Origin of the sequence: Jejuia pallidilutea (genome assembly GCF_002973595.1) — a bacterium.
GTDB classification, from domain to species: Bacteria; Bacteroidota; Bacteroidia; order Flavobacteriales; family Flavobacteriaceae; genus Jejuia; species Jejuia pallidilutea.
In genome coordinates, this window is the sequence record NZ_PVEO01000002.1 from 65,736 (window position 1) to 79,361 (window position 13,626).

Consider the following 13,626-nt stretch of genomic DNA (forward strand, 5'->3'; position numbering starts at 1 on the left):
TAATTCTTTAACATTTAATTTATTTTGGGTGTGGCTCCCATTTCAAACTCTAAAACACCACCATTTACAATTTCTTCGTGGGTAATCCAATATCTATCTAAAGTTTTACCGTTTAGTTTTATGGATTGGATATACATGTTTTCAGCTGAATTATTATGTGCTATAATTTTGAATGTTTTCCCTGAATAATATGCGTTATCCAACTTAATTTCAACCTCATTAAACACCGGACTTGTAATTTGATATTTATTATCTCCCGGATTAATGGGGTGAATGCCGATGGATGCTAAAACGTACCACGCCGACATCTGCCCTACATCTTCATTACCGCACAAACCATAAGCATCGGTACCATAAGCTTTATCGCAAATTTTTCGCGTGTATTTTTGAGTTAAATGGGGTGCCCCAGCTTCGTTTAACATAAACGGTACATGGTGCACAGGCTCGTTGGGGTGGTTGTAATAATTGTTCCAAAGGAAATCTTCTGGTGTATTTTCAAAGAATGAAATGAGTTCATTTTTAAAGGCTTCCTCGCCTCCCATTAATGCTTTTAACCCATCAATATCATGCGGTACAAACCATCCTTGTTGGTATGGATTACTTTCTATACACCCTTGTCCGTGTTTGGTTTTCCCTTTCCACTCTAACCACACACCTGCACTATCTTTGGCTCGAAACCAATTGACATCATCGTTCCAAATATTCTTGTAATTTTTACTTCTTTTGAAATACTCATCGGCAATTTCATTTTTACCTAGCGATTTTGCCATAGTTGCTAAACACCAATCGGAATACGCATATTCTAACGTTTTGGAAATGTGTTTATGCGAATACCCTAACGCGCCATTTCCTGTATTATTAACCGTATTTAACGAATATTGAAATGCTTTCTCCACATCGTAGTTACGAATGCCTTTCTGATATGCATCGTTAATGACTGAAACCGCAGGATTCCCCAACATTACTCCCGAGTAAGAATTAAGCATTTCCCAGCGTGGTAAATATTCGCGACCGCTAAATTCTGCCATTTGTAACAACGAATTGATTTCATCATTAACTAAGCTCGGATTGATTATCGTTTGAAGCGGAAACTGTGAACGGAACACATCCCAACCACTAAAAATGGTACGATAGGTAAAATCGTTTGTTTGATGCACTTTCTTATCGGCACCCATATAATTTCCGTTAACATCTGAGAAGGCTCGTGGGTCAATTAAGGTATGATAAAGCGCAGTATAAAAAATGGTTTTCTCCCTATCGGTGGCACCCGAAACCGAAATATTTGAAATGGCTTTGCTCCATAAATTGCGCGCTTCCTGTCTGGTTTTATCGAAATCCCAGTGGTTAATATCGTGCTCCAAATTTTCTTTTGCGCCTTCAATACTTACAAATGAAATACCGCTCTTTACTAAAACCTGCTCACCTTCTTCCGTTTTAAAATTGGTGAAAAAGCCTAAATGCTTCCCTTGCATTTCGGTAGTATCGGTATAGATTTTGGCATTTTTTACAGCATCTTGATAATTATCCCTGCGAATAAAACGCATTTTTCGCGGTACATCAGGAATATCTGCACTCCAAATTCCGTAATCTTTTAACGGCTTGCTAAACTGACAATAGAAATACACGACATAATCGGCATTTCCTGCTCCAGCGCCCCAGCCGCCTCCTTCTGGCGGGCACTTCATCCAACCTTGAATGGTATTTTCGTTTACAACTTTTATGTACTGCTCCGTGGAAGTTCCGCCCACTCTTCGAGACAAATCGATTTGAACGCGAGAGCTATCGCTTTCTGGATACGTAAAACGAATGATTCCTGCTCTTGGCGCCGATGTTAATTCGGTGCGAACCTTATAATCGTCTAAGGTTACCGCATAATATCCTGCTTGGGTCACTTCGGTATCGTGTGAATAGCGCGAACGATAACCGTCTTCTGGATTTTCGGGCACACCACGATTGGTATTTAGTTTACCTACCGTTGGCGTAACCAAAAAATTTCCTAAATCGCCAAACCAACCAATACCGCTCATGTGCGTAAAACTGAAACCTTCCATGGTGGTGTGTTCATAGGAATACCCAGGCCCATTATCGCCATCGGAAACCGTATCTGGACTCAATTGTACCAAACCGAAAGGTGTTGCCGACCCCGGAAATGTTTTACCAAAACCATGGGCATCCTTCGATTTTTTGCCATAGGTAACCGCTCCTATTATAGGATCGATATAATCCACAGGTTCTTTTTCGTCAGCTTTGTCTTTTTTCGTATTTGGTGCGCATGATGCCATCACCAAAACACTTAGCACTACACAAAACCTATACATTATTTTCCTTCTATTAATTATCATTCTTCAATTTTATCTTATTGATTATTGAACTGCATTAGTGTTCGTCTGACGATGTCGCACTAGCTGTTTTAAAAATATCAACCTGCACATCGTTTGTTTGAGATGCTCCGCATGTGGTTCTTCCTTTCTCCACAATCTCTGTCAACTCCTTGGTTAGTTTCTTAACCACTCTAGGATACTTGTCGTACACATTTGTAGTTTCTTCTGGATCCTTTTCCATGTTGTACAACTGGATTTCAGGAAGATTAAGTTCTCTCGCCCTTTTGTCGGTTGGGTTGGTCCATCCACCTGAACCTGGTGTTAGTTCTAACTTCCATGTTTTATTTCTAATGGAAAACTTTCCATGTATAGAATGATGCACCACCAATTTATGGTCTGTTTTGGCATTTTTGTTCTTAAGCATCGGTAATATGCTGTAAGAATCAACACCTGCGTTTTCTGGAAGTTCTACACCAGTTATTTCCGCACATGTGGCCATTAAACTGGTTTGACAAATCAATTTATCGTTTTCTGAATTCGCTTCCACAACCCCCGGCCATCTCACTATAAAAGGAATGCGGTGACCGCCTTCCCAAATATCAGATTTATAACCTCTAAAATTAGCACTAGGATAATGCCCGAATTCTTTTTCTAGTTGACCTGCTTTTGAAACCGGTGCTGAACACCCGTTATCACTTGTAAAAAACACAATAGTATTATCTGCAACACCATTTTCCTCGAGTGCTTTTAAAACACGACCAACCACATAATCGGTTTCCATTACAAAATCGGCATAAGCGCCCATACCACTTTTACCTTGCCACGCTTCTGAAGGCACCACAGGACTATGTGGCGAGTTTAAGGCCAAATACATAAAAAATGGCGCGTCGTCACCTGCTTCTTTTGCGATATACTCTGTGGCATGGTCACCCAAAAACTGTAACATTTTAATGGGTTCCATTTTATCAATCACCTTATCGTCTTTTATCACCGTTTTCATCACTCTTGAGTGGTGAAATCCAATGTAAGAATCGAAACCACGAGTTATCGGACCATCTGGCACTGTTGAGCCTATGGCGGGACCAATTACTTTTTTCCCATCGTAAACCTCAGCAGGGTTACCGTGTTCATCTAAAAACTGAAATCCTAAATGCCATTTACCAATAGCGGTGGTATTATAGCCAACTTGTTTTAGCATTTTTGGAACGGTTAGAATATCATCTGTAATTAGTGGGTCTAATTCTTCGCCCCCACTTAAAACACCTTGTTGTAATCTGGAACGCCACGCATAACGCCCCGTTAACACCGCATATCTTGATGGCGTACAAACAGCAGATGCTGAATGCGCGTCGGTAAACGTCATACCTTCTTTTGATAAAGCATCAACTTCTGGCGTTAAAATTTTTCCTTTTTCTGGGTTTAAAGCTTGTATATCGCCATAGCCCAAATCGTCACAAATAATGTAAACAATATTAGGTTTCTGCTGTGCATAAGCACAACTTACAAAAAGTGTTAATGCTAATACTAATTTTGATATTCTCATGTGTTTTACTTTAATCTTATTTCGGTTATTGCTCCCAAAAGTTCACCGTTCTCTTTAAATAATCCTGCTTTTAAAAGTTGTTTAGCGGTAGTTGTAAAATGCCCAGTATATTTTGTGGACTCCAATGAAGGATCTGTGCCATCTAAGGTGTAATATATATCATAACCAACCGCTTCGGTATCTAAATACACAATAGCTTCATTACGTAATTCATTCACCGCAAATGCAGGATAAATGCTAAACACACTTTTCGCATAATTAACGCCATCTCTATCCAACCTTTTAAAGTGTGAATCTTCTAATGCCTTTTGAAAACGTTCCCAACTTTTTACTTCGGGCTTGCTCCATGACACTTCGGCACTGGCCAAAGTTCTCGGATACAACATATATTCGCAGTGTTCTTCGGTTGGAGTAAATTCTGCCCATAAACAGGTTTGATTCCCCAAAACTAAATTTGCCTCTTCTTGGGTTAATTCTGAAGGAATGGGTTCATGACTATACACTTTTGATAAAGGCAACACCACTTTTGGGCCCACAGGCTCCATAAACGATGGACCTTGCACCTGACTGATGTATGAATAGGTGTAGGATGTCATAATTGTTGGATAACCCTCACGCGGCGCTTGCAATTGCGGTTGATGTTTACCACGTCTCCAAGCCATAATCGTTGCGCCTTTTACACCGTTGCCGCTTAACACTTCGTCCCAACCAATCATCGTTTTATGTTGTGCTGATACGATGTTGTGCATCCGTTGGATAAAATGACTTTGAAGTTCTTCTTCATCCTCCAAATGGTGTTCTTCCATTGTTTTTTGACAATACGGACACTTTTTCCAATTCGATTTATTGCACTCGTCGCCACCAATATGGAAATATTTTGAAGGGAATAGTGCCGCTACCTCTTCAATAACGTCTTCTAAAAATTGGTAGGTTGTTTCTTTTCCGGCGCACAACGCATTATTTGGCGCCTTACCTCCAACAGCAACTTCAAAATTCACCCCTTCTGGCACCTCATCATAACAGAACAAATTCGGATACGCAGCAATTAAAGCTTTACTATGTGCAGGCACATCAATTTCTGGAATAATTTCAACATTTCTGGTTTTGGCATACTGAATAATTTCCTTGATATCTTCCTGAGTATAAAATCCGCCAACAGGTTTGGGCTCATCGGCTGTTGCAGCCTTTCGTTCCCACCAAGGAATATCACCTCTATCAGCTCTCCATGCGCCTTTTTTCGTGAGGTTTGGATATTTTTTAATTTCAATGCGCCAACCTTGGTCGTCAGTTAAATGTAAATGGAACTTATTGATTTTATAAGACGATACTACATCAATTTGTTTCAGTACAAAATCCTTGGTTTGAAAATGGCGCGACACATCTAGCATAACTCCTCGCCATGAAAATCTTGGACTGTCTTTAACCAACATACTCGGCACCGCAGTTTCTTGGTTTACCCTAACCGGAATGGCTTGACGAAGTGTTTGGAACCCGTTAAATAACCCCGCATAATCAGTTGCTTGAATAGTAATTTTTGAAGGAGAAACGTTTAAAATATAGCCTTCTGGTTTTATGCTGCTGGAACGCACTTTTTCAAAAGCGATGTAATTAGAGCTGGCGCTTATTCTACCTTTTTTAACAGGTACATCTAACTTTAAATCGTTCTTAAATTGAGCCGTTACAATGGGTTTTAAATCGTTATAAAACGCTTTTGGAATAAAAACTTGTGTTTGTGCATTTAAATTAAATCCGCCCGACGAAACCTCCACAGATTCGGGTTGCGGTATAAATGCATTTTGAACCACTTGAGCCTTAACTTGAAGAGTAAAGACAAAAATTAATAGTATAAGTGCTAGTTTTTTCATCATTTATAAGTTTTCGGCAATTACTTGAGCAACGCGTTTACCTTGTTCGGTTTTACCTAATTCATTGTAATGCACATTGGCCGGTTTTATATACCATTCTTTTTCATTGGGCTTGGTAAACCCGTACAAATCGTTAATTTTTATTGATGGATAATTGGCTAAAACCTCAAGCGCCGCTTTGTTGTATTTTACGCTATCGCCACCAAATCGTCCGGCATCGCCTTCGTCTGGAACAGGTGTTGTAGTAGCAAAAATGAGTTTTGCTTTTGGGTATTCCTTTAAAAGATACTTGCAGATGTCGTGCAGGTTTTCTTTATACTTTTCTACACTATTTACTAGTTTACCATTGTCCCTATCCAGCTTTCCGTTTTTTACATATTTTAAATCATGTAACCCCACATTAAAGTGAATGACATCCCAAGTAAAATCCCAACCACCTTTTAAATAAGGTTGAAACATGGTAGTTTTCATGGTTTCCATAAACGGAATAAACTTGTTACTTGATTGTCCGTTTTTATGAAAGCGAAATACATTAGCTTTCCCCTCTAATTCTTTTCTCACGGTTGGTGTATATCCGATAGAAATGGAATCGCCATAAATAAACACATTAGGCAATTTTTTATTCGGGTGAACATACTGAAATGCTTCCCCTTTATTAGCTAATTTTTTCCATGCTTCGCGAGCTACTTCCTCATCATATCTATCGCCAAAAAGATTGAATGATGCACAAGACGATGCGCCCATATATAAGGTAGTTGCTCCTAAGTATTTTACAAAATGTCTTCTTTTCATAAATGCTTCTATAAAGTCACCGTTAACGTGTTGAACGACTTAGCTTCTAATGTAGCCTTAATGTCTTTATCGTTTATTTTTAATTCTAAACCCTGATTTTCTTCCGCGGTGTTGTAGGCCAAAATCACCACTTCGTTTTTTGCTTCGTTATAAAAAACGATGGCATTTTCATCATCTCCCGTAGCTTTTAATTTAACCGAACCTGGTGCCACAAATGCACTTAAATGTTTCATTAAATAAAACTCAGGATTGTAAGTAATAGCTTTGGTGTTACTATCAATTGAAATCATGGAGTTTTGCTTCCAGCCCCATTGGCTTTTGCCGGTTTCATCCAATACCATATTCCAGTACATATATGAATTGGCGCCATTTTCAAAATAGTGTTTCATTAAATTGAAGGTATATTCGGCGGCGTTCCAATCGTTGGAGCCATCACCACACTCCGTTTCAGTTTGCATAAGCTCCATATCTGGATAAGTGGCGTGAACCGCTTCAATAGCGCCTTTTCCAGCCCATTGAAATCCAATTCCTTTTATATAATCCTTGGCATTTTTATATTCTACAATATCCGTTACACGCTCTAATTGCGGACGCTCAACTGTTCCTAACCAAATTTCGGTATCTAGGTTTTCTTCTTTAAACTTAGGCCCCAAGTAATCGGCTATTAAAATCCCTAAATCTTGCGGCTTCCATACACATGATGGAAAATTTTGAGCCGAGTTGTATTCGTTTTGCACATGTACGGCCGTAATGTCAATTCCTTCCTTTTCGTAGGCTTTCACAAATTTAGCAAAGTATAGAGCATAGGCTTCAAAGTACTCTGGTTCTGTAATGAAACGAGACACCAATTCTTCGGTAGAACTCCACTCCTCTGGTAAGTCGTTAAATTCCGGATTAGACTTACAAGCATAGTGTTTGCTGTGTTTCATCCATGATGGCGGACACCAAGGCGAGGCCCAAACTTCAACATCTGGGTTTATTTTCTGTGCTTCTTTTATATATGGAATTAATCGTTTTTTATCTCTATCGATAGAAAAATTCTCCATGGCAAAATCACCTTCAGTTTCGTTATGGCTGTACCAATCTACCGCGTAGTCGTTGGCTCCAATAGGCATTCTGCATACACTGAATTTACATCCCGTTTCTAGGTTAAATAAATCGTTTAAAATTTGTTGCTTCTCCTCTGGAGTTACCATGTTAAGAGCTTCCCAACCCAACTCGTTAAAACATCCGCCAAAACCCGTAATTTTTTGTTCTTGGTTTTTGGTATCCACTGAAATAGTTAGGTCTGCCGCAGTTTTAGCCCCCTTCCCTTCATAAGTTTTTTGCTCCCAAACATTAGTATTGGTACTACTTACCCAAGTCACTTTTGTGTCTTCTTTACACGATGAAAAAACAACAATTGCCCCTAATATTATGCCCTTTATAAGTTTCATTTCAGTTTTATTTTACAGTTAAAATTCCTCTTAGTTTAATATCTTTTGATGATGCTCCAATCATGATTCTAAAATCACCTGCTTCAACAACACGTTTTAAATTTATATCTAACATTGATAATGCTTCTGAATTTAATGTGAACGTTACTTTTTTAGATTCGCCCGCTTTTAATGCCATACGTTGGAAACCTTTAAGCGATTTTATAGGTTGTGCAACAGATGACAATTCATCGCGTATGTACAGTTGCACCACTTCTTCTCCATCTAAAGCTCCTGTGTTTTTTATGGTACAGGTTACTTCCACGGCTTCATTTGGTGCTATGTTATTTTTACTGAATTCTAAATTTGAATATTCAAACGTGGTGTAGCTCAATCCGAATCCGAATGGAAATAATGGTTGCCCTGTTAAATTATGATAGTTATCCCCACGACCTGTAGGTTTGTTGTTGTAGTACAACGGGCATTGCGCTTCGTCTACTGGGAACGTAATTGGCAAACGTCCCGCAGGGTTTTCATCTCCAAACAAAATATCTGCAAACCCATTTCCGCCATTTTCACCAGCATACCACGCCATGATAATACTATCCACTTCGTTAATCCAATTGGCCATAGTAATGGCACTACCACCAACTAAAACCACAACCGTTGGTTTGCCTGTTGCGGCAACTGCTTTTATCAAGGCTTCCTGATGCCCCGGTAAAGCCAACAAAGCACGGTCTCTAAATTCGCCTTCGTGGATTCCCGCAAAAACTACAGCCACATCGCTTTTTTCTGCAGCAGAAACTGCGTCTTTTATTTGTTGTTCCCACTCTTGTTCTACTTCGGCATCCCAAACTAGTTTAAATTTGGCATTTCCCGCCGACTCGTAAAATTCAATTTTCACATCATACGCTTTGCCTTCTTCAAAAGAAAATTCCTTTAAAATGGCATTATAGGATTGCTTTTGCCAATTATCGATGAACAGTTTACCATCTAAATACATGCGGTAACCATCATTACCTTCAATTCCTATTTTAAACTTTCCAAATTTTGGAGCTTTAATCTTACCCGTCCAACGCACTGAATACCAATCGTACGGCAGACTTTCATGCGGTGAAAAGAGTGTCCATCCAAATCCGATTTTCTTATCAATACGCTCCACTTTTGGTGTACCGCTTAGAGTAATATTATCAAAGTAATCGCCTTTTAACCCCTCAACAACCTTACCATCTTTTGTTGTAAACAAGTATTTTGATGGAATAACTTGATGATTTTCTTCTTTTAGGGAAACGCCTTCAGCATAGTTAATATTGGCTTCACCTATTTTAGCAGCCACACCGTTGTAAAATGACACTAAATCGTTTCCCGGACCACTATAGCCGCCTAAACGAACGTTTTTAGCATCATGACCAATTAAGGCTACTGTTTTACCCGATTTATTTACTGGCAATGTGTTGTTACTATTTTTAAGTAACACCATAGATTTTGATGCCGTTTTTCTAGCTAATTCTCGGTGTGTTTTATGTCCGTTCCATTTATCGGCTTCTTTAGCATCAACGTAAGGGTCTTCAAATAAACCTAAATCAAATTTTATTTTCAAAATACGGCTTACCGCTTCATCAATCGCTTCAATATCTACCATATCTTTTTCATAAGCTTCCCAAAATAATGAGTAGTGATTGTAGTTGGTTTGAAACATCACATCTAAACCGCCTTCAACCGCATCTTCTGTAGCTTCGGCATAATTTGCAGCCGTAAAATGCAAAACGTTGGCGCCACCTGTTGCACCAGCATCAGAAATTACAAAACCATCGAATCTCCATTCGTCTTTTAATTTATCGCGTAACAACCAAGAATTTGACGTACATGGAGTTCCATCTAAAGAGTTATAAGCCGTCATCACCGAACGTGCTCCCGCTTTTTGAAATACGGCTTTAAACGCTGGGAAATAAATTTCCTCAAGCAAGCGTTCGTTAAAACTAATGGGGTAACTATCGCGACCACCAGCACCTACGTTTGCAACGAAATGTTTTGGTGTGGTAATAACACCTTCATTTTCAAACTCACTTATGAATGCTAAACCCATTTGCGTGGTTAAATAGGGGTCTTCACCATAGGTTTCCTCAACACGTCCCCAACGTACATCGCGTGCAATATTTAAAACCGGAGATAGAATTTGACGAATACCACGCGTTTTAGTTTCTTTTGTAATAGCAGCTGCAACATCGCCAACTAAATTAGTATCCCAAGTAGCGGCTAAACCAATAGCTTGCGGATATACGGTAGCACCATCGCGCGCCAAACCATGTAAAGCTTCGTTAAACGGGATGATTGGAATACCTAAACGGGTTTCTTCTAAAAAGTACTTTTGAAGCGCGTTAATTTCGTTTGCCATATCTTGAGCACTTCCGGTAGAACCGTAATCCATAATTTGCTCTGCGGCATTATCATTTTTTCCTTTAGATGAAATTTGAAAACCGAAAATACCGTGTTTTAACTTGTCTTTCCCGATACTTAAATCGCCAGGAATCATAAACATTTGCCAGAACTTTTCTTCTAAAGTCATACGGCTTAACAAATCTTGCACACGTTCTTCTACAGGTAACTTAGGGTTTTTGTAAGGTGGGTCTTTTTTTGTAGAAAAGGCCAAAGACATAGTTAAAATCCCTCCTAAAACTACCAATACTACAATGTATTTTATGCTATTAATTTTTTTCATCTGATTTGTTTACTATAATTCAATTTCCTTTAGTTTATCTAATTGTGGCCATGAATCTGTACCGTCGTTTTCTTGTTTTGCACCCGTAGTGCTTCTACCGTCGTTTATAATTTTTAATACCTCGGCTTTAAATTCTTTTACAATTTCAGGATGTTCTGCTTGTAAATTTTTGGTTTCGCCTGCATCTCTTTTTATGTTGTACAATTGCACTTTTGGAAGTGTATCGTAAATGGCTTTTTTGGTGTTACTATTTGGGAAACTCCATCCGCCTGAACCTTTACAAAAATTCACTTTGTAATCACCTTTTCTATATGCGAACTCCCCACGAACTGAATGGTGAATGATGCTTTCACGTTTTGGCGTTTCACTATTAGGTAAATGACTAAAACTATCTTCTGCCACGTTATCTGCTAAATCTATATTTAATATATCGGCTACTGTGGCAAAAAAGTCTGTTGTACAAACAAGCTGTTCTGTTTTTGTTGGCTGAATGTTATTTTTCCATGTCATAATATATGGCACGCAATGACCACCTTCAAAAATATCAGATTTTGTACCTCTATAAACATAGCTTGGATTATGTCCTTTAGATTTTAACTGCTTAAAGTTTGCCGTAGGAGAGCAGCCGTTATCACTTGTAAAAACGATTAATGTATTTTCTGAAATGCCATTAGCTTCTAGAGCCTTTGTAACCTCACCAACAACCCAATCGACCATGATTACAAAATCTGCGTACGGATTTTCTAACCCACTTTTACCTTTAAAAGCATCTGTTGGTAAAATTGGTGTGTGTGGTGCAGGAAGCGGCATATACACAAAAAACGGATCGTCCTTTTTTGCATTCTCATTGATATAACTTACAGTTCGATTTGTGATTTCTGGTAAGGCTTGCTCATGGGTAAAATCGTCCGCTGTTAAACCTTTTCTCCAAAATCCTTGTCCAGTGCCTTTCGTATTTTTTGTCGGCACACTTGTTGGCATATCGTTCTCTACCCAAACGTAAGGTGGCATATCTAAAGAACCACAAAAGCCGTAGCTATAATCGAATCCGTGCGTGTTCGGACCATTTTTTATGGGTTTTGTAAAATCTACAACAGGTCTAGATTTTAGGTTATCAATATCTATTCCGAGAGAATCTGGTTGTGTAATGTCCCAGTCCCAACCCAAGTGCCATTTCCCAATAAAAGCAGTATTGTAACCGCTGTCTTTTAAAACATCAGCAATAGTAGTTCGGTTTGGTTTTATTAATGATTTTGAATACCCACTCACCACGCCTTGTTTTAATGATGTACGCCAATTGTAACGGCCAGTTAAAATACCATAACGTGTTGGTGTACAAACCGCAGAACTTGTGTGGGCATCAGTATACATTACGCCGTTTGAAGCCAGCGCGTCGATATTAGGCGTTTCAATTTTTGAATTCTCATTGTAAATAGACACATCGCCAATACCTAAATCATCAGCAAGAATGTAAATGATGTTTGGTTTTGTAATGGTCGTATTTTTCGCTTCTTTTTCTTTACAAGCGAAGAAAACGATACTAATTAAGGTTATTTGTAAAACTGATTTTATGGACATTATTTTTTTAATAAATGGTCTTGATTTCTTTTGTTTTGTTGTAATTCATTATCAAATTCCTCCATCATGCTTCGCAACTTTTTAACAATTTTTGGATGTTGTGATGCTACATTATTTTTTTCAGAAATGTCTTTCTCTAAATGGAATAATTGAACACCATCTTTTTCTGTTATTCTTAGCTTCCAATCACCTTTACGAACCGCTTCTAAAGTTGATTCTTTGTAATAATAAAATCCTTCTTTTTTATGCGGCGATTTGCTTTTTTTACCAGATAATAATTTCCAAATATTTTTTCCGTCTATTTCCTTTTCTGGTAAATTAGCATCCGTTACATGTGCAATTGTTGGTAAAAAGTCTATTGTTGAAGCTACTTCGTGTGTAACGGTTCCTTTCTTTATTTTACCAGACCACTTTGCAATCATTGGCACACGCATTCCGCCTTCATAGGTTAAAAATTTACCACCTCTTAAAGGTAATGCACTACCGCCTTTATCGCCTTTTGAAGTCCAAGGTCCATTATCTGAAGTAAAAATAACGAGCGTGTTTTTATCAATATTTAAATTTTCTAATGTTTTTAAAATTTCACCAACGCCCCAATCTATTTCTTCAATAACATCACCATACAATCCTCGCGCACTTTTTCCTTTAAAATTTTCAGAAGCAAAAAGCGGTACATGAGGCATTGAGTGTGCTAAGTATAAAAAGAAGGGTTCTTCTTTATGCTCTGATATAAAATTTACTGCTTGCTGTGTATAGCGTTTAGAAAGTGTACTTTGATCTACCGGGTATTCTACAATTTCATCTTGTTGAAATAAGGGCACTCTACTTTTTCTCCATTTTTTTTGACGTAAACTATCTATGGTCATCCCTTCTCTAAAAACAACGTTTTTATTCACTTTTGCCTTTGGGTTAACAGACATATCGTTACTAAACGGTATACCATAATAAAAATCGAACCCTTGTTGTGTTGGTAAATATTGTGCTTCGTCCCCAAGATGCCATTTACCAATACAAGCTGTTGCATAATTTTTAGTTTTAAGCATATCTGCAATAGTTGTTTCTTCGCTCGATAAACCACCTGCAATATTTGGCCACAATACTTCTGGTACACCTATTCGTTGTGGATAAGCACCTGTTAACAAGGCTGCTCTTGAAGGCGAACAAATAGACGATGCCGAATAAAAATTAGTGAATTTTATACCTTCTGAAGCCATTTTATCCAAGTTCGGTGTTTTTATTAACGGCGAACCAAATACCCCAACATCTTGATAGCCTTGATCGTCTGTAAAAATGATGATGATATTTGGGGTTGATGCATTGGCTTGTGCTTTAATTGAAAGATTCCAACTAAAGACAAGAAGTAGTGTGATGATGACTAACTTTTTCATGGTTT

General features: G+C 38.3%; 8 protein-coding genes. All 8 read right to left on the reverse strand.

What is annotated here, in order from left to right; translation table 11 throughout:
• Window positions 1-14: 14 nt before the first annotated feature.
• Genes CLV33_RS03860 through CLV33_RS03895 form a run of 8 tightly spaced genes read right to left on the reverse strand, consistent with a single transcriptional unit; the run spans window position 15 to window position 13,621 of the window.
• Window positions 15-2,342: a GH92 family glycosyl hydrolase gene (locus CLV33_RS03860; RefSeq protein WP_105472789.1), complete on the reverse strand. Its 2,328-nt coding sequence runs from the start codon at window positions 2,340-2,342 to the stop codon at window positions 15-17.
• 34 nt (window positions 2,343-2,376) lie between these two features.
• A complete protein-coding gene (locus CLV33_RS03865; RefSeq protein WP_105472790.1) occupies window positions 2,377-3,864 on the reverse strand; it encodes a sulfatase family protein in 1,488 nt (495 codons plus the stop codon).
• 5 nt (window positions 3,865-3,869) lie between these two features.
• Window positions 3,870-5,732: a beta-N-acetylhexosaminidase gene (locus tag CLV33_RS03870; RefSeq protein WP_105472791.1), complete on the reverse strand. Its 1,863-nt coding sequence runs from the start codon at window positions 5,730-5,732 to the stop codon at window positions 3,870-3,872.
• Window positions 5,733-6,521 (reverse strand): SGNH/GDSL hydrolase family protein, encoded by a 789-nt coding sequence (locus tag CLV33_RS03875; RefSeq protein ID WP_105472792.1) that lies wholly within the window; start codon window positions 6,519-6,521, stop codon window positions 5,733-5,735.
• 8 nt (window positions 6,522-6,529) lie between these two features.
• On the reverse strand, window positions 6,530-7,957 hold the full coding sequence (locus CLV33_RS03880) for a glycoside hydrolase family 30 protein (protein ID WP_105472793.1): 1,428 nt from the start codon (window positions 7,955-7,957) through the stop codon (window positions 6,530-6,532).
• Window positions 7,958-7,964: 7 nt separating this feature from the next.
• A complete protein-coding gene (locus CLV33_RS03885; RefSeq protein WP_105472794.1) occupies window positions 7,965-10,655 on the reverse strand; it encodes a glycoside hydrolase family 3 C-terminal domain-containing protein in 2,691 nt (896 codons plus the stop codon).
• A gap of 12 nt (window positions 10,656-10,667) precedes the next feature.
• Window positions 10,668-12,233, reverse strand: coding sequence for a sulfatase family protein (locus tag CLV33_RS03890; protein WP_211297531.1), 1,566 nt, complete (start codon window positions 12,231-12,233; stop codon window positions 10,668-10,670).
• Window positions 12,233-13,621: a sulfatase family protein gene (locus CLV33_RS03895; protein WP_105472796.1), complete on the reverse strand. Its 1,389-nt coding sequence runs from the start codon at window positions 13,619-13,621 to the stop codon at window positions 12,233-12,235. The genes CLV33_RS03890 and CLV33_RS03895 overlap by 1 nt, the downstream gene beginning before the upstream one ends.
• Window positions 13,622-13,626: the final 5 nt, after the last annotated feature.